This is a genomic window from Burkholderia sp. Cy-637 (assembly GCF_011753175.1).
Taxonomy (GTDB): Bacteria; Pseudomonadota; Gammaproteobacteria; order Burkholderiales; family Burkholderiaceae; genus Burkholderia; species Burkholderia gladioli.
The window spans coordinates 1-26,232 of record NZ_VWWC01000107.1 but is presented as its reverse complement, the minus strand read 5'-3'; the positions used below and the strand labels follow the sequence as shown (position 1 = coordinate 26,232).

Sequence of the window (26,232 nt, the reverse complement as noted above, 5' to 3'; positions counted from 1 at the left end):
CAGCGTGGCCGGCGCCGCGCGACGGCTCGGCCTGAGCGCCTCGGCGATGAGCCGCACGCTGACGCCGCTGCGCGAGGCCACCGGCGACCCGCTGCTGGTGCGCGCCGGGCGCCAGCTGCTGCTCACCCCGCATGCCGAGGCGATCCGCTCACGCACCCGCGCCCCCCTGCACGAAGCCCTTGCCGTGCTGCGCCCCGCCGGCGCCGACCTCGACCTGGCCTCGCTCCCCCGCACCCTGACGATCCGCACCAACGCGGGCTTCGCCGAGCGACGCTCGGGCGGCCTGGTCGGCGCGGCCCTGGGCGGCGGTGCCGGCGCGGCGCTGGGCGGCAACGTCTCGCGCTCGAACTCCTACGACGACGATTACCACCGCGGCCGTCACGGCCATGGCCGCCATCATCGCGGTTACCGTCACTGGGATTGAGGATGGGCGGGCAGGGCGGCGTTGGTCGCCGCGCTGCCCAGCGAGCTCGCCAGCGCGGCGGCACGCTGCGATATGTGGAACCCGGCCCGGCGCCTTGCCGCCGCCGGGTTTTTTCATGGCCGCGCGGGCTGTTCGGCCCGGGCGGCATGCTCCGCCGACACTGTTGTCGGCGCGCGACGCGGGCCCGCTCGGCCGGTGCGAGGCCGGCTGCGCCGCGCGATGGATCAATGATCGCGATTGATGCGCGAAGCGCATCGCGCTGCCTCGATTGATCCTGGAATCCTCAACGATTCTCTCCACTGCTCCCGATTGGTTCGTTTGCGCGGCGCCGGCGTCGCGTTTTCGAGTGCGGGCCGCGATCCATAAGGAATGCGATCGATGTCCAGGCCTTTTCATCACCCGGCATTTCTCGCGCGATTTCGATCCGGATCAGCCCACGGCGCTTTTGAGTCCCGTATGATGTCGCCCACTTTTCAACCCGCCCCGCCAGGCGGACAGGACATACCGGACTCCTATCGATGGGCAATGCCAGCCGACGCGCACCGAAACCCCCGCCGACCCGTCTCGAGGGGCCGCCGCGCATGGCCGACGTGGCCAGGCTGGCCGGCGTCTCGAAGATGACCGTGTCGCGCGTGCTGGCCAACCATCGCGTGGTGGCGGCCGCCACCCGCGAGCGCGTGCTGCGCGCGGTCGACACGCTCGGCTACGTGGCCGACGCGGCGGCGGGGGCGCTTTCCTCGGGGCGTTCCGATTTCGTCGCGGTGATCGTGCCCTCGCTGGCCAGCTCGAACTTCTCCGATACCGTGCGCGGGCTGTCGAACGCGCTGGAGCCCCGGGGCCTGCAACTGCTGATCGGCGATACCGGCTACGACATCGCGCGCGAGGAGCGGCTGATCCGTTCCTTCCTGCGCTACCAGCCGCGTGCCATCGCGCTGACCGGCGCGTTCCACACCGAGGCCGCCACCGCCCTGCTCAAGCGCGCGGGCGTGCCGATCGTCGAGATGTGGGACCTGCCCGGCGCGCCGATCGACGCGGCGGTGGGTTTCTCGAACCAGCGCGCGGCGCGCGAGATGGTGGTCTACCTGCATGGGCGCGGTTATCGCCGGATCGGTTTCCTGTGCGGCGCCAACGACAACGACCGGCGCGGCATGGAGCGGCTCAAGGGCTATCGCGCGGCGGTGCGCGCGCTGGGGCTGGGCGAGCCGCGCGTGGTGCGGATCGGCGACACGCCGGCCAACATGACCCACGGCGGCCCCGCGCTCGACGCGCTGCTGGAGCGCTGGCCCGACACCGACGCGGTGATGTCGGTCAGCGACATGTCGGCCTTCGGCGCGATCATGCAGTGCCATCGGCGCGGCCTGCGCGTGCCCGAGGACATCGCGGTGGCCGGCTTCGGCGATTTCGAGGTGGCCGAATGCTCGCATCCGACCATCACCACCGTCAGCGTCGATGCCTACGGCATCGGCCAGCGCACCGGCGAGGTGCTGTTCGACGCGATGGCGCACGGCACGGCGCTGGCGGCCGGGTACCGGCACGTGAAGCTGCGGTTCTCGGTGGTGCAGCGCGAAAGCGCTTGAGGGCGCAGCGCGGTTTTCGGATCAGTTGTTTGTTGTCGAGATAAGAAAAAAACCTTGCTAAACAAGGAGTCGCCGGAGGTTAGTTTGTAACTAGTGTCGTTACACGATATACTTCCGAGCGGTGGGTTAAACGAATTCCAGGCCGAGGATTCACTCACTGTGTGCAATCGTCATGATCAAGAGCTTTCGTCATAAGGGCATCGAACACTTTTTTGAAACAGGTTCCACGGCAGGCATTCAAGCCACGCATAAAAGCAAGTTGCGGCGGCAGTTGACGGCACTGAACCGCGCAAAAAATCCAAACGACATGGGGCAGCCGGGATGGCGCCTGCATCCGCTGAAGGGCGACGAGGCGGGCACGTGGGCGGTCGAGGTGAACGGCAACTGGAGATTGACCTTCATGTTCGACGGAGACGACGCCATCCTGGTCGACTATCGCGACTATCACTGAGCGTGTAGCCGTTTCGCGTTTACGTTCATTCAAGGTACGAAAACATGTCCAAGATGTTCAACCCCCCGCACCCTGCCGAAATTCTTCGTGAAGACATCCTGCCGGCATTGAACCTGACCGTCACCGAGGCTGCCGAGCAGCTTGGCGTCTCGCGTGTGCAGTTGTCCCGGATATTGAACGAGCGAGCCGGGATCTCGCCCGAAATGGCCCTGCGCATAGAGCAGTGGCTCGGCGTCGATCGTGGCGGCCGCGCCGATCTCTGGCTGGGCATGCAAATGGACTATGACCTCTGGCAGGCACGCAAGCATGCGCCGAAGAAAGTGAAGCGCGCCCCGGGTGAATTGAGCTTCGCTTGATGCGGCAAGGCGGTCTGCCCGCCGCGGCACGCCCCCCCTCGTTTTCCCCCTCCCGAAGCACTCGCTCCACGCCGCAAGGCGTGCTACCATCCGTTTCGGGTTACCGGTAACCAATCGACTGCGCAAGGGATGGCGCGGGAAGCGGGCAGGGCGTCACGCCTCGCCTGCCGTGCCGGGACATCAAATCAGAGGAGACGGCCGCGGGTAGCGCGGGCACACGCCTCGAGGGCGGGCCGCGGCGTCGGAACGATCAGGACATGGAGAACGAGATGACACAACAGACCAAGCGACGCCTGCGCAGCCAGGAATGGTTCGACGATCCGTCGCATGCGGACATGACCGCGCTGTACGTCGAGCGCTTCATGAACTACGGGCTCACGCGCGAGGAAATCCAGTCGGGCCGGCCGATCATCGGCATCGCGCAGACCGGCAGCGATCTCGCGCCCTGCAACCGCCACCACATCGCGCTGGCCGAGCGCGTCAAGGCCGGCATCCGCGACGCGGGCGGCATCCCGATGGAATTCCCGGTGCACCCGCTGGCCGAGCAGAGCCGCCGGCCCACCGCCGCGCTCGACCGCAACCTGGCCTATCTCGGCCTGGTGGAGGTGCTGCACGGCTTCCCGCTCGACGGCGTGGTGCTGACCACCGGCTGCGACAAGACCACCCCGGCCTGCCTGATGGCGGCCGCCACCGTCGACCTGCCGGCCATCGTGCTGTCGGGCGGCCCGATGCTGGACGGCTGGCACAACGGCCAGCGCGTCGGCTCCGGCACGGTGATCTGGCATGCGCGCAACCTGCTGGCGACCGGCGAGATCGACTACGAAGGCTTCATGGAGCTGACCACCGCGTCCTCGCCCTCGATCGGCCACTGCAACACGATGGGCACCGCGCTGTCGATGAACAGCCTGGCCGAGGCGCTCGGCATGTCCCTGCCGGGTTGCGCGAGCATCCCCGCCGCCTATCGCGAGCGCGGCCAGATGGCCTATGTCACCGGCAAGCGCATCTGCGACCTGGTGCGCGAGGACGTGCGTCCCTCGCAGATCATGACCAAGCAGGCCTTCGAGAACGCGATCGTGATCGCCTCGGCGCTGGGCGCCTCGAGCAACTGCCCGCCGCACCTGATCGCGATCGCGCGGCACGTCGGCGTGGAGCTGTCGCTCGACGACTGGCAGCGCGTCGGCGAATCGGTGCCGCTGATCGTCAACTGCATGCCGGCCGGCGAATACCTGGGCGAGAGCTTTCACCGCGCCGGCGGCGTGCCGGCCGTGTACCACGAGCTGTCGAAGGCGGGCCTGGTGCATCGCGACTGCCTGACCGTGTCGGGCGGCACCATCGGCGAGATCGCCGATCGCTCGGCCACCAACGACCGCGACGTGATCCGCACCACCGAGACGCCGCTCAAGCACGGCGCCGGCTTCATCGTGCTGTCGGGCAACTTCTTCGACAGCGCGATCATGAAGATGTCGGTGGTGGGCGAGGCCTTCCGCCAGACCTACCTGGCCGAGCCGGGCTCGGAGAACGCCTTCGAGGCGCGCGCGATCGTGTTCGACGGCCCCGAGGACTACCACGCGCGCATCAACGATCCGTCGCTGGAGATCGACCAGCACTGCATCCTTGTGATCCGCGGCGCGGGCACGGTCGGTTACCCGGGCAGCGCCGAGGTGGTCAACATGGCGCCGCCGGTCTCGCTGGTGCGCGAGGGCATCACCTCGCTGCCGACGCTGGGCGATGGCCGCCAGAGCGGTACCTCGGCCAGCCCCTCGATCCTCAACATGTCGCCCGAGGCGGCCGTCGGCGGCGGGCTCGCGCTGCTGCGCACGGGCGACCGGATCCGCGTCGACCTGAACGCGCGCAAGGTGGATGTGCTGGTCGACGATGGCGAGCTGGCGCGTCGTCGCGAGACCGCCGAGTTCAAGATCCCGCCGGCGCAGACGCCGTGGCAGGAGCTTTATCGGCAGACGGTGGGGCAGTTGTCGACGGGCGGCTGCCTGGAGCCGGCCACGCTGTACCTGAAGGTGGTGGAGACGCGCGGCAACCCGCGGCATTCGCACTGAGCAATCGCGCAAGGCAAGCAAAAACGCCGACGGTGTTGCACCGTCGGCGTTGTTGTTCGTGTCGCTCGGTTCGCGTCGAGACGCCGCCGCCGCCGCTTACTTGAACTGCCCCGCCAGCCGCTGCTCGGCATGCTGCATGTGCAGGCCCATCGCGAGGCTGATGCGGCGCACGTCGCGTTCGTTGAGCGCAGCGTAGATCTCCTCGTGCTCGTCCATCGACTCGGCCCACCACTGCGTGCTGAAGAAGTGCTGTTCGAGCGTCATGTAGAGCGGTGTGGTGCGATGGATCCAAAGCTGGTCGAGCAGCACCACGTAGGCGCTGTTGCCCGAGGCCTCGGCCAGGCTCAGGTGGAACTGTCGATCGTATTCGTTGAGTTGCGGGTCGCCGACCTTGCCGGCGCGCAGCTTCTCCAGGCGCGCCAGCACGGTCTCGATCTGCGCGTCGGAGGCGTGGCGCACGGCCTGGATCGCGATCTCGGGCTCCAGGTAGGCACGCGCGCGAATCACGTCGAACGGCGAGACCGCGTGCATGCGCGGCGCGGCGGCCGGGTTCGCCGCGTCGGCGGCGTTCGTTGCATCGGCCGTCGCCGCGGCGGCCGCCGGCTTGCCGCGCTGCTTGACGAAAATCCCCGAGCCGCTGCGCACCTCGATGCTGCCTTCGATCTCCAGCGCGATCAGCGCCTCGCGCAGCGAGGAACGGCTCACGCCGAGCCGCGCGCTGAGATCGCGTTCGGCCGGCAGCCGCTCGCCGACGATGAATTCGCCGGCGTCGATCAGTTCGGTGATCTGCGCGGCGATCTGGCTGTAGAGCCGTTTCGTTTCGATCGGCTGGAAGGGCATGGCGAGCTCGACGGGTTGGCCGGCGGATTGAGAGGAGCGGCCCGCGCCGGTGGGCGCGGGGCGCACATTATAGGACAACGCCCGGCGCCGGCCGCTGGCGGGCCGACGCCGGGCGTCGCGCATCGAGGCAGGGCGCGAGGCCGCCGCTTACAGCTTGAACGGCACCACCGTCTGCTGCTGCTCGCCGAGGCCCTCGATGCCGAGCTTGACCACGTCGCCGGCGCGCAGGAACTGCGGCGGCTTCATGCCCATGCCGACGCCGGGCGGCGTGCCGGTGGTGATCACGTCGCCGGGCATCAGCGTCATGAACTGGCTCAGGTGGCTGACGATCTCGGCCACGTCGAAGATCATGGTGCTGGTGTTGCCGTTCTGCACGCGCTTGCCGTTCACTTCGAGCCACATCGACAGGGCCTGCACGTTCGGCACCTCGTCGCGCGTGACCAGCCACGGGCCGATCGGGCCGAAGGTATCGCAGCCCTTGCCCTTGTCCCATTGCGGCGTGCGTTCGAGCTGGAAGTGGCGCTCGCTGACGTCGTTGATGGTGACGTAGCCGGCCACGTGCTGGAGCGCCTGCTCGCGCTGGACATAGCGCGTCACGCTGCCGATCACGATGCCCAGCTCGACTTCCCAATCGGTCTTCTCGGAGCCGCGCGGCAGCATGATCGGGTCGTTCGGCCCCTGGATGCACGAGATCGCCTTGGTGAACACCACCGGCTCCTTGGGCACCGGCTGGCCGGTTTCGGCGGCGTGGTCGGAGTAGTTCAGGCCGATCGCGAGGAACTTGCCGACGCCGTTGACGGGGCAGCCATGGCGCGGCGTGCCTTCGACCAGCGGCAGCGACGCGACGTCGAGCGCGCGCAGCTTGGCGAGCGAGGCTTCGTCGAGCGTGGCGGGCGTGATGTCGGCGATGACGCCGCTCAGGTCGCGCAGCTTGCCGTCCTGATCGACGAGGGCCGGCTTTTCGCTGCCGGGCTGGCCATAACGGGCGAGTTTCATGAGGTGAGGCTCCTGGTGAATCCGGTGAAGACGGAAGGGAAATGCGGTTTCGTATCGGCGCGAGCGCGGCTCAGATCGTCATGCCGCCGTCGACCGAGTAGGTCTGGCCGGTGACGAAGGCTGCATCGTCGCTGGCGAGGAAGGTGACGATCGGCGCGATCTCGTCGGCGCGCGCGATGCGGCCCATCGGCTGGCGCGCCACGAAGGCGGCGCGCGCGGCGACCGGGTCTTCGTAGGCGTTGATGCGCTGCTGCAGCGAGGGCGTGTCGACCGTGCCCGGCGAGATCGCGTTGCAGCGGATGCCCTTGAGCACGTAGTCGGCGGCCACCGCCTTGGTCAGGCCGATCACGGCCGCCTTCGAGGTGCCGTAGACGAAGCGGTTCGGCAGGCCGCGGATGCTGCTCGCCACGCTGGCCATGTTGACGATGCTGCCGCCGCCGTTCTTCAGCATGGCGGGCAGGGCGGCGCGGATGGTCCAGAACATCGAGCGCACGTTGAGATCGAAGGCGAAGTCCCAATCCTCATCGCTGGCCTCGAGGATGGTGCCGTTGTGGACGAAGCCGGCGCAGTTGAACAGCACGTCCACGCGCGGCAGGCCGGCGAAGAAGCCGTCGATCGCGGCGCGGTTCATCACGTCGAGCGGCGCGGTCTGCACGTTGGCGACGCCCTCGAACGACTTCAGCAACTCGGGCTTGACGTCGGTCGCCCAGACCTGCGCACCCTCGCGCGCCAGCGCCAGCACCGCCGCCTGTCCGATCCCCGCGCCCGCGGCCGTGACGACGGCCACCTTGCCTTCCAGTCTCATCGTGTCTCCTGTGCGTATCCGGTTGCGGTCCGGATGAAATTGGCCGGACCAGTGGGCCAGATGCGATCTTAACGGGGAATCGGGCGGATGACGAGGGGGAGCGGCTGCGGGTTTTCCCTTGTGGCTGTATTTTGTTGAAATTAATGGTTATTTTCTTCCATGTTGCACGCTTCTTCAGGTGAAAGAGTGTGGGTGCCGCGTTTTGTCGATTGAATGGATCGGCCGTAAAGATATATTTTTCTGGTCTGCCATTCGGGCTGCGTAATAACAGCGCGGAGGCACGGCCAACCTGACGCTGATTAACGTCCCTCCGCGACCAGCTTCATAAAATTGCGCCCGAGCGTCGGATGGAGCACTCCATCGACATGACAAGAGCGAATAAAACAGAAGGGTTTAGCGATGGACGCGCATCAATGGGCGCAAGGCATCAGCCGCGGCTGGCTTCAGCAGGATCGCCTGCTGAAGCTGGATTCTCCGTTGGAGGCCACGGTCCTGCTGCCGCTGCGCGCGAGCGGATCGGCGCGGCTGGGGCGGCATTTCGAATTCACGGTCGACGTCGCGTCTCGCGACGACACGCTCGAACTCAAGGCCTTGATTGCCCAGCCGGTCACGCTCTGGATCCAGCAATCGGACAAATCGTATCGACCGCATCATGGCTACGTTCATACGGCGCGACGGCTTGGTGCCGACGGCGGGCTGAGCAGCTACCAGCTCGGTTTCGCCTCCTGGATGCACTTCCTGAAGTTTCGTCGCGACCAGCGGATCTGGCGGGATCGCCCGGCCGACGATATCGTCGCCGATGTGTTCAACCAGCATCCCCAGGCGCGAGGCGCGTTTCGCTTCGATCTTGTCGAGGCGCTGCCGCCGCGTTCGTTCTGCCGCCAGGACGAGAGCGACTGGAATTTCGTGCATCGCCTGCTCGAGGACGAAGGGCTTTACGGCTTCTGGGAGCAGGCGGCGGATGGGCGCTCGCATACGCTGGTCGTCACCGATCGACTGACGGCGCTTGCCCCCGCCGACATCGTGCGTTTTTACCGAGCCGATACGCGGAGCGAGGCGGACGCGCTGACTCAATGGTCGGGCAGCCGCACGCTGCAAAGCACCTCGTACACGACCCGAACCTTCGACTACAAACGTCCGGCGCCCGCCGTCAATCCCAAAGGCACGAACCTGCCGACGCAGGCGAATCAGGGCGCGCTGCCGGCGCAGGCCGAGGTTTATGAATACACGGGCGCGTATCGCTACCTGGAGCAGGCGCGCGGCGACGCGCTCACGCGGATCCGGATGGAGGAATGGGAATCGCGCGCCAAGCGTTTCGCGGGCGAGGGCGGTTTGCGGGCGATCGACGCCGGCCGACGCTTCACGCTGCTGGATCATCCCGAGCACGACCGGGATCCGGCGAATCAGCGCGAATTCGCCGTGATCGAGGTGAAGTGGCTGATCGCGAACAACCTCCCTGGGGCGGCCGGCGGCGCGCGCTTTCCGCAGGATCTGCAGGCCTCGATCGATGAGGCACGCGCGGGTGAATCGAACGATACGTTCGTCGTGCCGCATTTCGACGGGGCGAGCGGCTACTACCGAATCTGGATCGAAGCCCAGCGCAGCAGCGTGCCGTTCCGCAGCCCGTTCGAACATCGCAAGCCCGTCACGCATCTGGAGACGGCGATTGTCGTCGGGCCGCGCGGCGAGGAAGTCCATACCGACCAACTCAATCGCATCAAGGTGCGTTTCGTGTGGGATCGCCGCAATCCGGGCGATGCCGGTGCGTCGTGCTGGGTGCGTGTCGTGCAGTCGGATACGGGCGGGGGGTATGGCGCGGTTCATCCTCCTCGTGTCGGCGAGGAGGTTCTGATCGACTACGTGGGCGGCGATTGCGATCGGCCCGTTGCGGTCGCTCGGGTCTACAACGGCGCGACGCAGCCGCAATGGCATTCGAACGGCATCCTGTCCGGCTATCGCTCTAAGGAATATGGCGGCAGCGGTTACAACCAGCTCGTGCTCGATGACGCGACCGGCCAGAACCGTGTGCAGTTGTACAGCAGCCAGGGCAACTCGCAACTGCATCTCGGGTATCTGATCCAGCAGGCGGGCAACGCGCGCGGCGAATACCTGGGCTCCGGATTCGACCTGCGCACGGATAGCCATGGCGCGGTGCGGGCCGCGCGTGGACTGTATCTGGGCACGCATGCCAAGAGCGCCGGCAGTCAGCCTCTCGATGTGCGCGAGGCGCAGCAACAGTTGGTGAGCGCGGAGAGCTTGATCGAGGCGCTGTCGCAGGCGAGCGAGGCCCATCAAGCCGACAGCCTGGCCGCGGGCCATGATGCGCTGAAGCAGTACACCGATGCCACCCAGGACACGGTAGCCGGCAACGCTTCGGGCGGCCGAACGGTTGGAGGCGGCATGGGTAACGCGAATGCCTTCAAGCAGCCCGTGATGTTGATGGCCAGCCCGGCGGGCATCGCGATGTCGACGCAGCAGTCGGCGCATCTGGCTGCCGAGCGGCATATCAACATGGTGAGCGGGCAGGGCGTGCATGTGGCTGCCGGCAAGTCGTTGATCGCCGGTGTCGCGGACCGGATCAGCCTGTTCGTGCAGAACGCCGGCATGAAGTTGTTCGCGGGGAAGGGCAAGGTCGAGATCCAGGCGCATGCGGACAATGTCGAGTTGACGGCCCGGAAGACGGTGAAGGTCCTGGCGGCGACCGAGACGATCGAGGTGGCCGCGGAGCGGGAGATCCTGCTGACGTCGGGTGGTGCCTACATCCGGCTGGCGGGCGGCAATATCGAAATCCATGCGCCGGGCAAGATCGACGTGAAGGGCGGGACGCATGCCTTCAGCGGGCCTGCCCGCATGCCGTATTCGATGCCGATGCCGCCTGATGCGGTTTGTGTGCCGTGCATGATGAAGCAGGCTGCTGCCCGCAGTGCCTTCGTCACGCAGGAGGCGTGATGGAGCTGCGAACCGTGTTTGAGGAAGCGCGCGATCTGGCGGCAAGGCTGTATGTGCTTGCCGCGCCTTTGCACAATGAGCGGCTGCCCGGCGCGTTGTCGGATAGGCCGGATGAGGTCGTCTGCCTGATGGAGGGCGGATCCGATGTGCAGGCCGTGTCGCCACATCTTGTCCATATTCCGCTTGATCGTTTCGAAGCCGCTTGTGAATGGCTCGGACTGCATGGGCCGGCGTCGCCCTGTGCGATGGTGATTGCCTCGCCCTTGTCGCTGGTGGAGCTCGAGGCACATCTGAAACCGCTGCTGCGGGTCCACCTGCCGGATGACACGCCTATCGTGCTCGCCTGCTGGGATCCGTCGATTCTTGCGACGCTGGCGGGGTCGTCGGAAGACGATGATCTGTTCGTGAAGGGGCCGGTGCTATCCGAGGCGCAGCGTCAGGCGTTTTTCGCGCCGGTGCTGCGTTGGTGGTATTGGGATCGTCATGGGAGGCTGCGTCAGATCGATTGGAGGCAGGATGAGGTGCTTGCGGAGTCGGTGGCGCTTCGGCCGCCGTTCAGGTTGGAACAGGCGCAGGTCGATGACCTGATCGAGGCGAGTGTTCCGGATAATTTGCTGTTGCATCTCAACGAACGCGATTCGTCGACGTTTGCCGCGATCCCGGAGCGGGAGCGTTACGGATTCGTGTGTCGCCAGATCGAGCGTGCGCGACGATTTGGTATCGAAGGGCTCGGGATGCAGGTGGAATACTGTGCGCTGGCTGCGCGACATGGGGAGGCGTTCGATGAGTCCCCTGAGGGCGCGGTTTTGTTGAGGCGGTTGATGGCGCCGACGAGCGATGGGCGGCAAACGTGAATGCGGTATTGGTCGGTAGGAATACGCAAGATGATCTTGGATAGGTTTCCGCGGTTGGGCTTTGTGGTTGGCGCTGCTGCTTTTACGCTGGCCGCTTGTGCGGGATCCAATGGCACGGCTGATAAACCCCTTGTTGGTGGTGGGCAAGCGCTCGCGATGGTGCCGGCTAATCATACCGATCGGTATGCCGTGAATATTTTTGTTGATAAGTACTGGGCGGGTGATGTGAGTGCACATGCAGGGGGCTCAAAAGCCGCCTGCTGCTTTCCTGACATGAAGAGTTGGAGCGAACCCGTCACCGTGACATGGGAGTGGGGGCGCGAAGAGGATTCCAAGACGGGTGCCGTGACTAAGCAGGACGAAAAACACGGTGTTCAGGTAAATTTTCCAGTCGGCGGTCCGCATCAGGATCCTGATTGGCATAAAACGGATGCTTATCTTTGCGTCATATTGCGAGACCGCAATACGGCTGCCTTGGAATTTTCGTCCAGTAGATCGGGTTGCATGAGCAAGTGAGCCGCTAGAGGTAGAGGGCCAATCATGGCTTTTCGGCACGCAGGGGCACCAGAAAACGATGTGCGGCAAATTTAATCACGGCATTGACCGGTAGGAATACACAAGATGATCTTGAAAAGATTCTGGCGTTTGGGGCTTACGTTCGGTGCCGCCGTTTTTACGCTGACCGCTTGTGCGGGATCCAACGCCATGCCTGACTATGTCGGATCTGGCGGCGGGGCCTTATCGATGGTGCTCGCTAATCATGTTGATCGCTGGGCAGTGAAGGTTTATGTCGATAAATACTGGGCGGGGATTGTCGGCCCCGAAGACGGTGGCGCCGCAGCAGCCTGTTGTTTTCCGGGAGTACAGGACTGGAGTAAGCCAGTTACTGTGACGTGGGTTTGGGATGCGATAAAGGACCCGGTCACCAAGGCCGTAACAGTTCCTGAAGAAAGACATAGTGTCCAAACTGGTTTTCCTTCAGGGGGGCCGCATCAAGACCCGGATTGGCATAAATCAGATGCTTACCTGTGTGTCATTTTGCGAGGCCGTGATAGCGCCGCACTCGCATTTTCGCCAACACGATCGGGTTGTATGAATAAATAGCGATCTCGAAGAGGAAAGGCCATGTCAGTGCGACAATCAGGTATGCCTGCAACGGATGAAGATATCAAGCGAGCCTCGATAGACGGTGCCGCGAAACGTATCGTGTGGCAGCAGCCTCGAAATCAGACGGATGCAATCGCATGTCGACTGTATCCTTCTCTATCGTTTTTCTTCGATGGTACGAACAATAATCTGGAGCGTGACCAGCCAATAAACAAGCATTCTAATATCGCCAAGCTCTTCCAGGCTGCCGTGGTCCGACGTCGGTATGAAGCGAAACCGATTTACCTTCCGGGCGTGGGTACTCCATTTAGGTTTGAAAAAGTGGTCGGCTATACGGATCACCTCAAGGATGATGATGGAGGAGTGTTCGGACTCGGGCTTGGCGCGGGCGGTGATCTCCGTATTAAATTTGCGCTTGGAGAATTTTCTCGGATACTGGAAGTCGAATTCGGCCCAGGTTCATGGAGGCATATGCGAGAAATCACCGTGGCAATTTTCGGATTTTCTCGGGGAGCAACGGAGGCTCGGGCCTTCGCGCGTGGTTTGGTGACACAAAAATGTCTGAAGGAAGACGGAGGATTGTATTGGCTGGCACCGAACCTTGTACGCGTGCCATTGCGTATCAATTTCATGGGGATTTTTGATACGGTTGCCTCGGTTGGTGGTCCCGCGCTTCACCTCGATTGGGCGTCAGAACTCGCCATTCCCGCAGAAGTGGAGCGATGCGTACATTATGTTGCGGCACATGAAGTACGGCGAGCGTTTCCACTCGACTCGGTTCGCGTAGATACCTCTTATCAGAACAATTGCGAAGAGATCGTGTATCCAGGCGTGCATTCTGACGTTGGAGGGGGCTATGCACCAGACGAGCAGGGGCGTGATAAGGATCTTTCGTTCATCTCGCTACGGCACATGTTCATAGAGGCATTGCGGGCAGGGGTTCCGTTAATGTCTCTCGACGAGATGCCTAGCAGTCTTGAGCAAGATTTCGAGCTAGCCGACGACGCGCCCGTCGTGACTCTCTACAACGACTACATGGCCGCGCTCCCCGCAGCACCCGGCAGTGACCTCGAATCCTTGATCCAACCTCATCGTTATCTGAATTTCCGGTGGCGCAGCATTCTGGCTCGCCACCAGGCGGACGAACGTGTGCTGGGTCACCTATACGAAAAGGTCGGAGCCGCATTCTGCTCCGCCATTCCGGCCGGATCAGACGAAGACTACCCAGCCTGCCAGCCGAACGAATGGGTATATGACGTCCCGAAGAACCCGGAAGAACAGGCGAAGCAGCTTTTACGCGAGCAGCGACGACTGGAGCGGCATATCGAATTCCTTCGCAATCCGATCGAGCCGCGAGCCGGCAATCGCTCATATCCTCCGCAGCCGCGCGAGTTGCGCCCCTACGAAAAAATGATCCTGGCGGCTTGGGACAAGGCCGGCACGATACCCCTGGCGGTAGATCAGCTATTGGCGGAACACATCCACGAATCGGTTGCCGCCTTCACGTCCTGGCCGTGTGCCCTGTGGGATCAACGTGGAATTTATTGCGACGGGACACGCTACATGGCGCAAAACGATCCCATCTCACCCGACGACGCGGCTGTCGCTTGAAAACGCTCCGCGCCAAGCTGGCGGCAAAGCCGCGAGCTTACCTTCTCGATGCGTGAATTCGAACCGTCGGCGCAAAGCCGCCGATGACACGACCAGCCTCGCACCTAGATATTCAAAAACGCCGCCACCGAAACCGCAACCCCCGCCAACCCCGCCAGCCCGACGAACATGAACAGCCGCCGGCTGCCCGTCAGCGAGGTGATCGCCGCCAGCGAGATCGCCGCGCTGATCAAGGCCAGCGCCTGCCCGAACATATGCTGCGGATGTTCCTTGCTGGCCGACTTGCGATTGGCCTCGTCGACCTGCCGTTCGAGATCCTTGGCCTTGTCCGAAATGTCCTTCTTGCGCGCGTTGTACTTGTCGATCTGCTCGCGGAAGCGCGCCTGCTTTTCCGGGCCGGCCAGTTCGGCCGCGACTTCCATCATGTGCCCCTTGTTCGACTGCGCCTGGTAGAGGTTCCATTGATCGCTGGCCTGGCTCTGCAGCAGGACGGCGTCGTTCTTGTACATCAATGCCTGGGTCTGCAGCACGCCTTCCTCGTAGTGCAGCAGGCTGGCCAGCGCGGCGAGGATGGCGGTGAAGACCGCTACCCAGCGGGAGAGCGGATCGCCCGAGCGGGCGGCGTGTTCGACGGCGTGATCGTGGGGAGCGTGTTCGTGCGACATGGTGAGTCTCGGTGCGTCGGTGTAAGCGTTGAAAGCCTCGCGCCGCCTGGGCGAGCGCGTGTTTTGGGGCCGGCCATTATGGCAGGCTCGCGGGGCGGGTCACATATCGATTCGCCGGTCCACGAATGTATCGATGCATCGACCGAATTCAAGCGCAAGATCCGGGCAGGCCTCGCCGTGCGTTTGCCGCTACACTGGCGCGGTTGGTATCAAGCAGGACAGGAGAAAGCCCATGTCTCAGGTATGTAAACGGATCCCGTCGCCGGTCGGCGAGCTGACCCTGGTCGCGCGCGACGACAAGCTGGTCGCAATCCTCTGGGAGAACGACCGGCCCACGCGCGTGAAGCTCGGCCCGATGCGCGACGACGACGAGCACCCGGTGCTGGTCGAGACGGCACGCCAGTTGCGCGAATACTTCGCCGGCCAGCGCACCGATTTCGCACTCGACATCGAATTCCACGGCACCGAATTCCAGAAGCGCGTCTGGAACGCCTTGCTGACGATTCCCTTCGGCGAGACGCGTAGCTATCGCGACATCGCCGTGCAGGTCGGCAACCACAAGGCGACGCGCGCGGTGGGCGCCGCCAACGGCCGCAATCCGCTGTCGATCGTGGCGCCTTGCCATCGCGTGATCGGCACCTCGGGCGACCTGACCGGCTTCGCCGGCGGCAAGGACAAGAAGGCCGCGCTGCTCGCGCTGGAATCCAACGCGCGCCAGCCGATGCTGTTCTGACGCGATCGACAGGCAGAACCGACGCAGCCGACGCGAAGGTCGCGTTTCCGGCTGATCCTCCACGCAAAAAAACGGCCTGACGAGGTGCTGCCCCGTCAGGCCGTTTTGCTTCGACGCCGCGCGCCGCCTCAGTTCTTCGCGTAGAGCACCGGCGTATTCACATACCACTTCGGATACTGCGTCTTCAGCGCCGCCACCTTCGGCAGGTCGTTGATCACGATGTACGGATAGTCGGGATGATTGACCAGGAAGTCCTGGTGATACCCCTCGGCCGGATAGAAGCTCTTGCCCATCTCGATCTTGGTGACGATCGGCGAGGAGAAGGTATGCGCGTTGCCGAGCTGGGCGATGTAGGCCGTCGCGATCGACTGCTGCTGCGCGTCGACCGGGAAGATCGCCGAGCGGTACTGGGTGCCGCTGTCGGGCCCCTGGCGGTTCAACTCGGTCGGATCGTGCGCCACCGAGAAGAAGATCTGCAGCAGCCGGCCATAGCTGATCTGGGTCGGGTCGTAGACGATCCGCACCGATTCGGCATGTCCCGTATCGCCTTCGCTGACGGTTTCGTATTGCGCCGTCGAGGCCGCGCCGCCCGCGTAGCCGGCGGCCACCTGCTTGACGCCGGCCACGTGTTCGAACACGCCTTGCACGCCCCAGAAGCAGCCGCCCGAGAACACCGCGGTCTCGGTATGGCTCGCGCCGGGTTTCTCGTCGAGCGTGGGCATCGGCAGCGGCTTGACGTTCTCGGCCAGCGCGGCCGGCTGCCAGCCGAAGGCGACCGCCGTCACCGCGCCGATCGCGGCGATGCTGCCGACGATGCGCGTGATCAGGCGCAGCCGCGCGCGCGGCGCGCCGGCGGGGGAGGATGAGCGTTGCTTGCTGTTCATGGTCTGGACTCCTTGCGGAAATCGGTTCGGTTTGGGCATCGTGTTCAACCGAAGGTGAAGGCGAAGGCCTGCACGCCCGGGTCGAGGAATTCGATCGAGAAAGTGTGGTCGACGATCGGGCCGGACTGGCGGATCAACTGGTAGAGACGCTGGCCGGTCACCGTGCCGACGCCGTCGGCGTTCACGTCGGCGCCATGCGAGGCGCCCGGCGCGGTGCCGTCGATCGTCACGCGAAAGCGCACCGGCGCGCCGTTCTTGCCCGGGCCGAGCACCAGGTGCAGGTCGCGGGCATGGAAGCGGTAGACGATCCGGCCGCCCGGCTTGGCCAGCGTGGCCTGCTGCTCGGCCACGGTCCAGGCGCCGGCCAGGCCCCAGTCGTCCAGGCCCGGCTGTGCGGGAGACGCGTAGTCGTGTTCGCGGTCGTGCAACTGGCCGCCCGGCGAGCTGAAGTTCTCGGCGCGCGCGTAGCCTACATAGGTTTCCGGCGAACGCATGTCGGCGTTGTCCGCGGCGGCTTGCGCGCCGCTGGCCGCCGGGCCGTCGATGCCGAGCGGGACCTGGGCCGCGTCCGGGTGGCCGGCCTCGACGAGCAGTTGCTGGATTGCGCGTTCGGATTGCACATAGTCGCCCTCGCCGAAGTGGTGGTAGCGGACCCGGCCCTGCGCGTCGATGAAGTAGTGCGCCGGCCAGTACTCGTTGTTGAAGGCGCGCCAGATCGAGTAGCCGTTGTCGATCGCGACGGGGTAGGTCACGCCGAGGTCGTGCGTGGCCTTCTTCACGTTGCCGATGTCGCGCTCGAAGGCGAACTCGGGCGCGTGCACGCCGATCACCACCAGCCCGTCGTTGCGGTACTTGCGGGCCCAGGCCTTCACGTAGGGCAGGGTGCGCAGGCAGTTGATGCAGGAGTAGGTCCAGAAGTCGACCAGCACCACCTTGCCGCGCAGCGAGGCGTTGGTGAGCGGCGGCGAGTTCAGCCACTCGGTGGCGCCCGCCAGCGACGGCGCATCGCCCTCGACGGGCAGGGCCGGCGTGGAGACGCGCAGCATCGCCGCGTTCTGGCGGGCCGATTGCGTGGCGGCGGACATCATCGCGTTGCCGTTGTCGGCGCTGGGGCTGGCGCCGTTGGCGGCGGCGCGCATCGCGTCACCGGCGGCCATCATGGCGTTGCCGTTGCCCGCGTCGCCGTGGTTGGCGGCGGCGCGCATCGCGTCGCCGGCGGCCATCATGGCGTTGCCGTTGCCCGCGTCGCCGTGGTTGGCGGCGGCGCGCATCGCGTCACCGGCAGCCATCATGGCGTTGCCGTTGCCCGCGTCGCCGTGGTTGGCGGCGGCGCGCATCGCGTCACCGGCGGCCATCATCGACGGGCCGCCACCGCCCGCCGCGTCGCCACCATTCGCATTGCCGTTGGCCGCCATCATGGCCGGCCCGTTCGCGTCGGCGGGAGCGTTGCCGTGCATGGCATTGCCGCGCGGCGCGAAGCGGTCGACCAGCGACTGCTCGAGCCCGCCCGTGGCGATCGTCGAGACCTGGGTCAGCACGCCGGTATCGAGCCCGAGCGCGATCGCGCCGACCCCGGCCAGCATCGCCACGCCCAGCCCGCGCCGAACCCATTCGCCGGCGCCCAGCGAGCGCTTCATCGCCGCGAACAGCTTGCCGCCGATCAGCAGGGCGGCCGCCAGCGAGGTGGCCGCGCCGGCCGCGTAGGCCACCAGCAGCAGGGTGGTGCCCACGCTGGCGCCGCGCAGTGCCGCGCCGGTCAGCACCAGGCCCAGGATCGGGCCGGCGCAGGGCGCCCACAGCAGGCCGGTGGCCACGCCCAGCAGCAGCGAGGGGCCGATGCTGCCGCGCCCGTCCTGCTCGGCGTTCGAGGCCACGCCGCTCAGGCGGTTGCCGAGCTCGACCAGCGGCCGCGTCAGGTGTTCGGCCAGGCGCGGGAACAGCAGGGTCAGGCCGAACACGCCGACCAGCGCGATGGCGATCCAGCGCCCCGCCTGGTTGGCCTGGGCGATCCAGCCGCCGCCCACGGCGGCCAGCGTGGCCACCGCCGCGAAGGTCACGGCCATGCCGACCAGCAGCGGCAAGCCGTTGCGCAGGAACGGGCGGTCCGCGCGGGCGAACACGAAGGGCAGCACCGGCAGGATGCAGGGGCTCACGATGGTGAGCACGCCGCCGAGATAGGCGAGGATGAGGAGCAGCATGGCGTGGTCCTTGAAGGAAGGGCGGCGCTCAGGCCGAGGACGGACGGAACGTCATGGCCGTGCCGTTCATGCAGTAGCGCAGGCCGGTCGGCTTGGGGCCGTCGTCGAACACGTGGCCGAGGTGGCCGGCGCAGCGGCGGCAGCGCACCTCGGTGCGGATCACGCCGAACGAGGTGTCGGTATCGGTCGTCACCGCGTGGTCGAGCGGCGCCCAGAAGCTCGGCCAGCCGGTGCCGCTGTCGAACTTGGTCTTCGAGGAAAACAGCGAGATCCCGCAGCCGGCGCAGGAGAAGGTCCCCGAGCGGTGCTCGTCGTTGAGCGGGTTGCTGTACGGGCGTTCGGTTCCCGCCTCGCGCAGGACCGTGTATTGTGCGGGCGTGAGACGCTTGCGCCATTCGGCGTCGGACAGCACCAGCTCGGCCGGCGCGGCCGGCTTCGGGGGCTGTTGCGCGAATACGCCGTTGCGCGTGAGCGCGGCCACGGCGCCGGCGAAGGCGGCGCCGGTCAGCAGGAAACGTCGGCGGCTGGTCATGGTGGACTCCTGTCGGACCAAGGGTTGATGCCGCACAGAGTAAGGACGCGGCGGTCGCGAAGTCCTCACGGAAAGTTAAAGTTTTCGTGATAATTCGGCGGGCGGGCCTTGTTGTGGCCCGAATGTAAGACCCGCGGCAAGGGCTCGGCCCGGCGCCGCGAATGTTCACGAAACCGTGACGACTCGCCGGCGCGGATCGCGGAGAATCGTCGTGACGGCGGCCCGCGCCCCTTCGGGCAGCCGCATCGGCCGTGCCCGGCGCTGCCCCTGGCGGCGCCCCGTGGCTGGCCTGGCCCCTTTCCTGACGCGTATGGACCCACAGAAACGCATCCTGATCGTCGAAGACGATGCCGATATCGCCGAGGTGCTCGCGCTGCACCTGCGCGACGAGCGCTACGAGGTGGTGCACTGCGCCAATGGCGACGACGGCCTGCGCCGCCTCGAGCAGGGCAACTGGGACGCGCTGATCCTGGACCTGATGCTGCCCGGCGTCGACGGCCTGGAAATCTGCCGCCGGGCGCGCGCGATGGAGCGCTACACGCCGATCATCATCATCAGCGCGCGCTCGAGCGAGGTGCACCGGATCCTCGGCCTCGAACTGGGCGCCGACGACTACCTCGCCAAGCCGTTCTCGATGCTGGAGCTGGTGGCGCGCGTGAAGGCGCTGCTGCGGCGCGTCGAGGCGCTGTCGCGCGACACGCGCTCGGAGGCGGGGCGCGTCGACGTGGGCGGCCTCACGCTCGATCCGCTCACGCGCGAGGCGGCGGTGGACGGCGCGGCGATCGACCTGACGCCGCGCGAATTCGACCTGCTGTACCACTTCGCCCGCCATCCCGGCAAGGCCTTCTCGCGCACCGACCTGCTCAATGCCGTATGGGGCTACCAGCACGAAGGCTACGAACACACCGTGAATACCCACATCAACCGGCTGCGCGCCAAGATCGAGGCCGATCCGGCCCAGCCGGCGCGGATCCTGACCGTCTGGGGGCGCGGCTACAAGCTGGTCGCGCCGGGCCCGGCCGAAGCCGGCAAGGACGTCTGAGCATGCGCCGCCTGAGCCTGACCCAGCGCCTGGCGCTGGTGTTCTCGGTGCTGCTGCTGGCCTGCTGCGGCGCCTCGGCCTGGATCCAGATCCGCGCCAGCGACATGCACGAGAAGGAGGTGGTGCAGCGCCTGTCGCGCGACCTGGCCGGCCATATCGCGCTGAGCGCCTCGCTGCTCGACGACAACGGCCTGCGGCCCGACGCGGTGCGCAAGCTGTTCGGCCAGCTGATGGGCGTCAATCCGAGCGTCGAGGTCTACCTGCTCGACAATGCCGGGCGCATCCGCGGCGACGACGCGCCGCCCGGCCGCGTCAAGCGCGATCGTGTCGATCTCGCCCCGGTCAAGCGCTTCCTGGCGGGCCAGCCGCTGCCGATCCTCGGTGACGACCCGCGCAGCCTCGACGCGCGCAAGGTGTTCAGCGCCGCGCCGCTGCAACTGCCGGGGCACGCGCCCTCGGGCTACATCTACGTGGTGCTGCTGGGCGAGGCGCACGACGAGCTGGCCGCGCGGGTAGCCGCCAGCTCGGTGCTGCGCACCACGCTCTGGTCGATCGCGCTGGTGGCGCTGCTCGGGCTGCTGGCGGGCCTCACCGCGTTCGGGCTGATCACGCGGCCGCTGCGCCGCTTCGCCGACGCGATGCGCCGCTTCGACGCCAACGGCGAGCCCGACGCGCAACCCTCGCTGCCGCATTCCTCGGCGGCCGGCGCGCGCGACGAGATCGCCGTGCTGGAGACCACCTTCGAGCAGATGGCCGCGCGCATCGGCGAGCAATGGCGCGAGCTCAAGCAGCAGGACTTGCAGCGGCGCGAGCTGGTGGCGAATCTCTCGCACGACCTGCGCACGCCGCTGACCTCGCTGCACGGCTACCTGGAGACGCTGGCGCTGAAGGACGGCACGCTGGAGACGGCCGAGCGCGAGCGCTACCTGTCGGTGGCGCTGGTGCAGAGCGAGAAGGTGGGGCGCCTGGCGCGCGCGCTGTTCGAGCTGGCGCGGCTCGAATCGGGCCTGGTGCAGCCGGCGCTGGAGGACGGCTCGCTGGCCGACCTGGTGCAGGACGTGTTCGCCAAGTTCGAGCTGAGCGCCAAGGCGCGCGAGGTGACGCTCGACGCGCGCATCGAGCCGCGCTTGCCGAACATCCATGCCGATCTCGGCATGATCGAGCGGGTGCTGACCAACCTGCTCGACAACGCCTTGCGGCACACGCCCAAGGGCGGCCACGTGGCCGTCGAGCTGGCCTCGCGCGAAGGCGAGGTCACCGTCACCGTGCGCGACACCGGGCCCGGCGTGCCGGCGGCCCTGCGCGAGCACCTGTTCCGGCGCCCGGTGGGATCGTGGGAGGCGCCCGGCGACGCGCATCGCGGCGGGCTGGGATTGCTGCTGGTGCAGCGCATGCTGCAACTGCACGGCAGCGAGGCGCGGCTGCTCGACGAGCCGCGCGGCGGGGCGGCGTTCAGCTTCTCGCTGCCGGCCGCGGGGCGCTAGGGCGGGCCGGTCGCTCGCATCGCGCGATGCGAGCGGCGCCGATCGCCCGCCGCCGCTTCACCGCGCTTCGCGCAGTTCCACGAGCGAGCGGCGCTGGCGCCCCTCGGCGTCGAAATTCTCCGGCGCCAGCCAGGCCTCGAAGGCCTCCCGCAGCGTCGGCCATTCGCTGTCGATGATCGAGAACCAGGCCGTATCGCGGCTGCGCTCCTTGTAGACGATCGCCTGCCGGAAGATCCCCTCGAAACGGAAGCCGAGCCGCTCGGCCGCGCGTCGCGACGGCGCGTTGAGGCTGTCGCATTTCCACTCGTAGCGGCGGTAGCCGAGCTGCTCGAACACATGGGCCATCAGCAGGTACTGCGCCTCGGTCGACAGCGGCGTCTGCTTGAGCTTCGGCGAGAAGGTCACGTGGCCCACCTCGATCACGCCATGCGCCGGATCCTGCCGCATCAGCGCCAGCGTGCCGACCGCGCGGCCGCTGGCGCGGTCGATCACGGCGTAGTGGCGCGGATCGGTGCTGCGCTCGGCCTTCTCGACATGGGCGCGATAGTCCTCGGCGCTCGTGAACGGGCCGACCGTCAGGTAGGTCCAGTCGCTGCCGTCCCGCGCCGACAGGTAGGCCTCGGCCAGCGCGTCGGCGTGGCGCGCCGCGTCGAGCGGCTCCAGGCGGCAATGGCGGCCCTCCAGCGTGACGGCGGCGGGCAGCGGGCGAGGGGTCCAGCCGTCGACGGGAGCGCCGATCGGTTGGCCGTATTCGTTGGTGCGGGTGGACATCGGGACTCCGGACGAGGGCGGGCGGGAAAGCGCCTACTCTAGAGCCGCCGTGGCCCGTTGGAAAGGTCCAGCGAGGCGGCGGACGATGGAGCCACGACGGCGGCCCGGCATCGTCTCGTCGAGGTTTCCCGGCGCGGCTTCAGGCCGCCGGTTCGGCCAGGATCTGGCGGATCGCGCCTTCGAAGGCCTCGACCGGCTGGCCGCCCGTCACCAGGTAGCGCTGGTTGAAGATGATCGAGGGCACCGAGTGGATGCCCTGCTGCTGCGCTTCGGCTTCGGCGGCGCGCACCTCGTCGGCATAGGCGCCGCTGGCCAGCACCTCGCGCGCGCGATCCGCGTCCAGGCCGACCGATTGCGCGATCGCCGCCAGCACCGCGTGATCGTTGGTCGGCTTGCCTTCGCCGTGATAGGCGCGCAGCAGCGCGAGCTTGAGCGGCAACTGCTTGCCTTCCAGGCCGGCCCAGTGCAGCAGGCGATGCGCGTCGAAGGTGTTGTAGACATGCTCGCGCGTGCCGAAATCGAAACCGACGCTGGCGCCGCGCTCGCGCAGCATGGCCTGCGTCTCGGCGATCTGCTCGGGCGTGCGGCCGTATTTCCTGCCGAGGTAGGCGACGATCGATTCGCCTTCCGGCTTCATGTCCGGGTTCAGTTCGAACGGGTGCATGCGGATCTGCACCTCGGCGGCGTCGCCGATCCGCTCGAGCGCGAGCAGCAGCGAGGACAGGCCGACCGCGCACCAGGGGCAGGCGATGTCGGAGACGAAATCGATGGTCAGGGCTTGGGACATGATGGTGGCGCCTGCGAGGCATGCAATGGGCCGGACAGGGTAGCGCGAATCGGCCGGCGCTGCTGACGGCCGCCGTGGCGGTAGCGGGGCGCAACCCTGTTCGGCAAGGCGATTCAGGCGGCGATGGCGAGCCTTGAATTCGTGCCGAATGACACGGCTTCGTCACATATCCGCGTTTCGGAAAAGGATTCCAAAAATAATTTGTAATATGAAAGATGCTTAATTAGAATTCGCCAGGAAATTCGTTATCGCGGATTTCCCGGCCTTGCATCCCGATCGACCGCCACCCGGCCGATCGAGTCGAACGCCAAGTTTCAGGTCATCACAAAAAGACGCTGTATCCGGCCAGCCTGGCCGGGCGGGACGGCCTTGCGCCGCCTGCTTTCCGCATCATTCCGCCATGCCGAATCGTTTGTGCGCCGATTTTGAATCGCCGCGCAAGGGGGACCGTTTTGTCTGGATTTCAGGTAAATCGACTTCGGTGAGAACGATTGAGCGGTGCATAAAACAATGAAGCAACTCGCGTGGTTCGTTTATCTGTCGAAAATAATCAACCGGAGAATTTCATTATGAAAATCGTCTCGACGAAACGCTGGATTCATGCCGCGCTCTGCGCGGCCGTGATGGCGACCCTGCCGCTGGCCGCGGCCGACGCCTCGGCGCGCACCGTGCACGCGGCCCGCGCCCCGCAAGCGGCCGCTGCCGCCGCCTCGCCCGAAATCTGCAGCTCGCCCTGGACGGCATCGCGCATCTACGAAGCCGGCAACGTGGTCAGCTTCGACGGCCGCGACTACACGGCCGCCTACCGCAGCCAGGGCAACGCGCCCGCGACGGCCAGCGGCGAGGCCGGCAGCGGCCAGCCCTGGGTGGCCGGCGAGGCCTGCAAGCCGGCCAAGCTGACCAAGGCGGCGCTCGACCACGACGCCAACTTCTCGCCCGCCACGCTGCAATTCCTGAAGGACAACACCGGTCTGGACGGCGAGCAGTGGGACAACATCATGAAGCTGGTCAACAAGCCGGAGCAGGATTCGCTCGACTGGACCAAGTTCTACGGCTACTGCGAGGACATTGGCGACGATCGCGGCTACACCATGGGCATCTTCGGCGCCACCACCGGCGGGCCGAACGACGGCGGCCCGGACGGCCCGGCCCTGTTCAAGGCCTACGACGCGGCCAGCGGCGCCAGCAATCCCTCGGTGCAGGGCGGCCTGGCGCGGATCGGCGCGCACGGCTCGATGCAGGGTTCGATCCTGAAGATCACCGACAGCGAGAAGGTGTTCTGCGGCAAGGTCAAGGGCTTGCAGAACGACGCGGCCTGGCGCGAGGCGATGTGGCGCACGTTCTACTCGGTCTACATCCAGTACAGCGTGCAGCAGGCGCAGTCGCGCGGCTTCGGCAGCGCACTGACGATCGGCTCCTTCGTCGATACGGCCTTGAACCAGGGCGCCGACGGCGGCAGCAACACGCTGCAAGGCCTGCTCTCGCGCTCGGGCAACAGCACCGACGAGAAGACCTTCATGACGAGCTTCTACGCGCAGCGCACCAAGGTGGTCGACACGCACGACTTCAACCAGCCGCCCAACGGCAAGAACCGCGTGAAGCAGTGGAGCACCCTGATGAACCAGGGCATCACCAGCCTCAAGAACTGTGACGCCGATATCGTCAAGGTGACCAGCTGGAAGATGAAGTAAGTCCGGGGCGGGCCGGCCGTCGCGAGCGGCGCCGGCCCCGCCCACTATCTGGGCGCCTCGCACGCGCTTTTGCATTTCCGGGCCGGACCGTGTATCAGAGCGAAACGGCGCCGGCGCCGCCCGGCCGCATCGGCGGACGGTGGCGGCACATGGCGCCGGCCGATCCTCAACCGCCAGCCGACCGAAATCCGATGACCGACACGACTGCCCAGCCCGCCCCGAACGCCACCGCCACCCTGCTGGTCGACGGCCGCCACGCGCTCGGCGAATGCGCCACCTGGTGCGAACTCGCGCAAGCCTTCTACTGGACCGATATCGAGGGCGCCCGGCTGTGGCGCCACCGCAGCGGCGCGACGCCGGAAACCGAAAGCTGGGCGATGCCCGAGCGGCTCGGCTGCTTCGGCCTGACGGACGACGCCAACGTGCTGCTGGTCGGGCTGGCCACCCACCTGGCGCTGTTCGACCTGCGCGACGGTCGCTTCGAGCGCATCGTCGAGGTCGAACCGGGCGAGCGCTCGCGACTGAACGACGGCCGCTGCGACCGCGCCGGCAATTTCGTGTTCGGCATGAAGGACGAGCACGATCCGCTGGAGGCCTCGACCGGCTTCTACCGCCTCAATGCCGATCGCTCGCTCGAGCGGCTCGCGCTGCCGCCCGCCGCGATCGCCAACAGCATCGCCTTCTCGCCCGACGGCACGCGCATGTATTTCTGCGATTCGCTCGCGCGCCAGATCATGGTCTGCGACTACCGCGCCGACGGCCCGGTCGCCCGGGTGCGCCCCTTCGTGGCCCTGAGCGACGCGAGCGGCGATCCCGACGGCTCGACGGTCGACGCCGAGGGCGGGCTCTGGAACGCGCAATGGGGTGGCTCGCGCGTGGTGCGCTACGACGCGAACGGCGTGGAGACCGACCGCGTCGCGGTGCCGACCGCGCAGCCGAGCTGCGCCGCGCTCGGGCCCGCGCCCGGGCGCGCCGGCGATGCATCCGGCGACGGCGAGGGCTGGCGCACGCTCTACATCACCAGCGCGCGCACCGGGCTCGACGAAGCCGCCTTGGGCGCGGACCTGCATGCGGGCGGCGTGTTCACGGCAAGCGTTGCGTATCGCGGGCTGCCGGAAGCGCGTTTTCCGCTGCGCAGGGGATAAGGCGCGGCAAGCGGGTTGCGGGCGTCGAGCCGTCGAGGCTCGCGCCGCTCAGACGGTGCCGCCGGCGAGATCGTCGCGTGTATCGACATCGCGCAGCACGCCCGGATCGTCGACCTCGACCTCGGCAAGCTCGTGCGCGAGCAGCAGGGCGCGCGCGCCGGTGTCGCCGTCGAGCGCGGCCAGCGCGTCGCGATGCACGGCCGCGAACGCCACCGGGTGCCCGCGCCGGCCCTGGTGATGGGGCGCGGCGATGGTGTTGCGCCCGCTCGCCAGCTC

25 protein-coding genes are annotated in these 26,232 nt (G+C 66.7%); 15 read left to right on the top strand and 10 right to left on the bottom strand.

Annotated elements, in window-relative coordinates; all coding sequences use genetic code 11:
- The 5 genes from F3J10_RS36340 to F3J10_RS24010 all read left to right on the top strand — a co-directional run.
- The coding region (locus F3J10_RS36340; RefSeq protein WP_240155698.1) for a LysR family transcriptional regulator at positions 1–424 on the top strand (424 nt) is incomplete at its 5' end.
- 518 nt (positions 425–942) lie between these two features.
- Positions 943–2,001: a LacI family DNA-binding transcriptional regulator gene (locus tag F3J10_RS24025; RefSeq protein ID WP_240155697.1), complete on the top strand. Its 1,059-nt coding sequence runs from the start codon at positions 943–945 to the stop codon at positions 1,999–2,001.
- A gap of 172 nt (positions 2,002–2,173) precedes the next feature.
- Positions 2,174–2,452 carry a type II toxin-antitoxin system RelE/ParE family toxin gene (locus F3J10_RS24020; RefSeq protein ID WP_025099220.1) on the top strand — a complete coding sequence of 93 codons (279 nt, stop codon included), beginning with the start codon at positions 2,174–2,176 and terminating at the stop codon, positions 2,450–2,452.
- 44 nt (positions 2,453–2,496) lie between these two features.
- On the top strand, positions 2,497–2,808 hold the full coding sequence (locus F3J10_RS24015) for a HigA family addiction module antitoxin (protein ID WP_025099219.1): 312 nt from the start codon (positions 2,497–2,499) through the stop codon (positions 2,806–2,808).
- A gap of 269 nt (positions 2,809–3,077) precedes the next feature.
- Positions 3,078–4,862 carry an IlvD/Edd family dehydratase gene (locus tag F3J10_RS24010; protein WP_025099218.1) on the top strand — a complete coding sequence of 595 codons (1,785 nt, stop codon included), beginning with the start codon at positions 3,078–3,080 and terminating at the stop codon, positions 4,860–4,862.
- Positions 4,863–4,958: 96 nt separating this feature from the next.
- Here F3J10_RS24010 and F3J10_RS24005 read toward each other — a convergent pair whose 3' ends face one another.
- The 3 genes from F3J10_RS24005 to F3J10_RS23995 form a co-directional block, all read right to left on the bottom strand.
- On the bottom strand, positions 4,959–5,702 hold the full coding sequence (locus F3J10_RS24005) for a FadR/GntR family transcriptional regulator (protein WP_167243142.1): 744 nt from the start codon (positions 5,700–5,702) through the stop codon (positions 4,959–4,961).
- Between the two features lie 147 nt (positions 5,703–5,849).
- Positions 5,850–6,698, bottom strand: coding sequence for a fumarylacetoacetate hydrolase family protein (locus tag F3J10_RS24000; protein ID WP_167243141.1), 849 nt, complete (start codon positions 6,696–6,698; stop codon positions 5,850–5,852).
- Between the two features lie 70 nt (positions 6,699–6,768).
- Entirely contained in the window at positions 6,769–7,503 is a 735-nt protein-coding gene (locus F3J10_RS23995; protein WP_166914224.1) for an SDR family oxidoreductase, read from the bottom strand.
- Between the two features lie 399 nt (positions 7,504–7,902).
- Between F3J10_RS23995 and F3J10_RS23990 the strand changes: the two genes are divergently transcribed.
- The 5 genes from F3J10_RS23990 (at position 7,903) to F3J10_RS23970 (ending at position 14,024) form a co-directional block, all read left to right on the top strand.
- Positions 7,903–10,452, top strand: coding sequence for a type VI secretion system Vgr family protein (locus tag F3J10_RS23990; protein ID WP_167243140.1), 2,550 nt, complete (start codon positions 7,903–7,905; stop codon positions 10,450–10,452).
- Positions 10,452–11,306, top strand: coding sequence for a DUF4123 domain-containing protein (locus F3J10_RS23985; protein WP_167243139.1), 855 nt, complete (start codon positions 10,452–10,454; stop codon positions 11,304–11,306). The genes F3J10_RS23990 and F3J10_RS23985 overlap by 1 nt, the downstream gene beginning before the upstream one ends.
- A 30-nt stretch (positions 11,307–11,336) precedes the next feature.
- On the top strand, positions 11,337–11,822 hold the full coding sequence (locus tag F3J10_RS23980) for a DUF3304 domain-containing protein (RefSeq protein ID WP_167243138.1): 486 nt from the start codon (positions 11,337–11,339) through the stop codon (positions 11,820–11,822).
- Positions 11,823–11,927: 105 nt separating this feature from the next.
- Entirely contained in the window at positions 11,928–12,410 is a 483-nt protein-coding gene (locus tag F3J10_RS23975) for a hypothetical protein (protein ID WP_166914216.1), read from the top strand.
- A 21-nt stretch (positions 12,411–12,431) separates the two neighbouring features.
- Entirely contained in the window at positions 12,432–14,024 is a 1,593-nt protein-coding gene (locus F3J10_RS23970; RefSeq protein ID WP_166914214.1) for a DUF2235 domain-containing protein, read from the top strand.
- Positions 14,025–14,128: 104 nt separating this feature from the next.
- Here F3J10_RS23970 and F3J10_RS23965 read toward each other — a convergent pair whose 3' ends face one another.
- Entirely contained in the window at positions 14,129–14,689 is a 561-nt protein-coding gene (locus F3J10_RS23965) for a DUF4337 domain-containing protein (RefSeq protein WP_013689736.1), read from the bottom strand.
- Positions 14,690–14,921: 232 nt separating this feature from the next.
- Here F3J10_RS23965 and F3J10_RS23960 point away from each other — a divergent pair, with 232 nt between their 5' ends.
- Positions 14,922–15,422: a methylated-DNA--[protein]-cysteine S-methyltransferase gene (locus F3J10_RS23960; protein WP_025099211.1), complete on the top strand. Its 501-nt coding sequence runs from the start codon at positions 14,922–14,924 to the stop codon at positions 15,420–15,422.
- A 128-nt stretch (positions 15,423–15,550) separates the two neighbouring features.
- On the opposite strand, the gene msrA is transcribed toward F3J10_RS23960, so the two are convergent.
- The 3 genes from msrA to msrB are packed head-to-tail and all read right to left on the bottom strand — an operon-like array spanning position 15,551 to position 19,036.
- A complete protein-coding gene (gene msrA / locus F3J10_RS23955) occupies positions 15,551–16,306 on the bottom strand; it encodes a peptide-methionine (S)-S-oxide reductase MsrA (protein ID WP_036035095.1) in 756 nt (251 codons plus the stop codon).
- A gap of 44 nt (positions 16,307–16,350) precedes the next feature.
- A complete protein-coding gene (locus F3J10_RS23950; protein WP_167243137.1) occupies positions 16,351–18,504 on the bottom strand; it encodes a cytochrome c biogenesis protein DipZ in 2,154 nt (717 codons plus the stop codon).
- Between the two features lie 28 nt (positions 18,505–18,532).
- Entirely contained in the window at positions 18,533–19,036 is a 504-nt protein-coding gene (gene msrB, locus F3J10_RS23945; RefSeq protein WP_025101807.1) for a peptide-methionine (R)-S-oxide reductase MsrB, read from the bottom strand.
- Between the two features lie 310 nt (positions 19,037–19,346).
- On the opposite strand from msrB, the gene F3J10_RS23940 reads away from it, so the two are divergent.
- Both F3J10_RS23940 and F3J10_RS23935 read left to right on the top strand, forming a co-directional pair.
- Positions 19,347–20,078 (top strand): response regulator transcription factor, encoded by a 732-nt coding sequence (locus tag F3J10_RS23940; protein WP_166914205.1) that lies wholly within the window; start codon positions 19,347–19,349, stop codon positions 20,076–20,078.
- Positions 20,079–20,080: 2 nt separating this feature from the next.
- Positions 20,081–21,562 (top strand): HAMP domain-containing sensor histidine kinase, encoded by a 1,482-nt coding sequence (locus F3J10_RS23935; RefSeq protein ID WP_025101806.1) that lies wholly within the window; start codon positions 20,081–20,083, stop codon positions 21,560–21,562.
- A 57-nt stretch (positions 21,563–21,619) separates the two neighbouring features.
- Here the strand turns inward: F3J10_RS23935 and F3J10_RS23930 are convergent, their stop codons facing one another.
- Positions 21,620–22,333: a GNAT family protein gene (locus F3J10_RS23930; protein WP_166914203.1), complete on the bottom strand. Its 714-nt coding sequence runs from the start codon at positions 22,331–22,333 to the stop codon at positions 21,620–21,622.
- Between the two features lie 139 nt (positions 22,334–22,472).
- A complete protein-coding gene (locus F3J10_RS23925; RefSeq protein WP_025101804.1) occupies positions 22,473–23,120 on the bottom strand; it encodes a DsbA family oxidoreductase in 648 nt (215 codons plus the stop codon).
- 569 nt (positions 23,121–23,689) lie between these two features.
- Between F3J10_RS23925 and F3J10_RS23920 the strand changes: the two genes are divergently transcribed.
- Complete coding sequence (locus tag F3J10_RS23920; RefSeq protein ID WP_167232315.1) at positions 23,690–24,811, top strand: chitosanase; 1,122 nt, start codon at positions 23,690–23,692, stop codon at positions 24,809–24,811.
- 191 nt (positions 24,812–25,002) lie between these two features.
- On the top strand, positions 25,003–25,956 hold the full coding sequence (locus tag F3J10_RS23915; RefSeq protein WP_036056843.1) for an SMP-30/gluconolactonase/LRE family protein: 954 nt from the start codon (positions 25,003–25,005) through the stop codon (positions 25,954–25,956).
- Positions 25,957–26,004: 48 nt separating this feature from the next.
- Here F3J10_RS23915 and F3J10_RS23910 read toward each other — a convergent pair.
- Positions 26,005–26,232: NTP transferase domain-containing protein (locus F3J10_RS23910; RefSeq protein ID WP_167243136.1), on the bottom strand; the 228-nt coding region annotated here is incomplete at its 5' end.

Excerpts from the sequence above, each read along its gene's own strand:
- F3J10_RS24025 (WP_240155697.1), top strand. The coding sequence starts at position 943 with ATGGGCAATGCCAGCCGACGCGCACCGAAACCCCCGCCGACCCGTCTC.
- F3J10_RS24020 (WP_025099220.1), top strand. The coding sequence starts at position 2,174 with ATGATCAAGAGCTTTCGTCATAAGGGCATCGAACACTTTTTTGAAACA.
- F3J10_RS24015 (WP_025099219.1), top strand. The coding sequence starts at position 2,497 with ATGTCCAAGATGTTCAACCCCCCGCACCCTGCCGAAATTCTTCGTGAA.
- F3J10_RS24010 (WP_025099218.1), top strand. The coding sequence starts at position 3,078 with ATGACACAACAGACCAAGCGACGCCTGCGCAGCCAGGAATGGTTCGAC.
- F3J10_RS24005 (WP_167243142.1), bottom strand. The coding sequence starts at position 5,702 with ATGCCCTTCCAGCCGATCGAAACGAAACGGCTCTACAGCCAGATCGCC.
- F3J10_RS24000 (WP_167243141.1), bottom strand. The coding sequence starts at position 6,698 with ATGAAACTCGCCCGTTATGGCCAGCCCGGCAGCGAAAAGCCGGCCCTC.
- F3J10_RS23995 (WP_166914224.1), bottom strand. The coding sequence starts at position 7,503 with ATGAGACTGGAAGGCAAGGTGGCCGTCGTCACGGCCGCGGGCGCGGGG.
- F3J10_RS23990 (WP_167243140.1), top strand. The coding sequence starts at position 7,903 with ATGGACGCGCATCAATGGGCGCAAGGCATCAGCCGCGGCTGGCTTCAG.
- F3J10_RS23985 (WP_167243139.1), top strand. The coding sequence starts at position 10,452 with ATGGAGCTGCGAACCGTGTTTGAGGAAGCGCGCGATCTGGCGGCAAGG.
- F3J10_RS23980 (WP_167243138.1), top strand. The coding sequence starts at position 11,337 with ATGATCTTGGATAGGTTTCCGCGGTTGGGCTTTGTGGTTGGCGCTGCT.
- F3J10_RS23975 (WP_166914216.1), top strand. The coding sequence starts at position 11,928 with ATGATCTTGAAAAGATTCTGGCGTTTGGGGCTTACGTTCGGTGCCGCC.
- F3J10_RS23970 (WP_166914214.1), top strand. The coding sequence starts at position 12,432 with ATGTCAGTGCGACAATCAGGTATGCCTGCAACGGATGAAGATATCAAG.
- F3J10_RS23965 (WP_013689736.1), bottom strand. The coding sequence starts at position 14,689 with ATGTCGCACGAACACGCTCCCCACGATCACGCCGTCGAACACGCCGCC.
- F3J10_RS23960 (WP_025099211.1), top strand. The coding sequence starts at position 14,922 with ATGTCTCAGGTATGTAAACGGATCCCGTCGCCGGTCGGCGAGCTGACC.
- msrA (WP_036035095.1), bottom strand. The coding sequence starts at position 16,306 with ATGAACAGCAAGCAACGCTCATCCTCCCCCGCCGGCGCGCCGCGCGCG.
- F3J10_RS23950 (WP_167243137.1), bottom strand. The coding sequence starts at position 18,504 with ATGCTGCTCCTCATCCTCGCCTATCTCGGCGGCGTGCTCACCATCGTG.
- msrB (WP_025101807.1), bottom strand. The coding sequence starts at position 19,036 with ATGACCAGCCGCCGACGTTTCCTGCTGACCGGCGCCGCCTTCGCCGGC.
- F3J10_RS23940 (WP_166914205.1), top strand. The coding sequence starts at position 19,347 with ATGGACCCACAGAAACGCATCCTGATCGTCGAAGACGATGCCGATATC.
- F3J10_RS23935 (WP_025101806.1), top strand. The coding sequence starts at position 20,081 with ATGCGCCGCCTGAGCCTGACCCAGCGCCTGGCGCTGGTGTTCTCGGTG.
- F3J10_RS23930 (WP_166914203.1), bottom strand. The coding sequence starts at position 22,333 with ATGTCCACCCGCACCAACGAATACGGCCAACCGATCGGCGCTCCCGTC.
- F3J10_RS23925 (WP_025101804.1), bottom strand. The coding sequence starts at position 23,120 with ATGTCCCAAGCCCTGACCATCGATTTCGTCTCCGACATCGCCTGCCCC.
- F3J10_RS23920 (WP_167232315.1), top strand. The coding sequence starts at position 23,690 with ATGAAAATCGTCTCGACGAAACGCTGGATTCATGCCGCGCTCTGCGCG.
- F3J10_RS23915 (WP_036056843.1), top strand. The coding sequence starts at position 25,003 with ATGACCGACACGACTGCCCAGCCCGCCCCGAACGCCACCGCCACCCTG.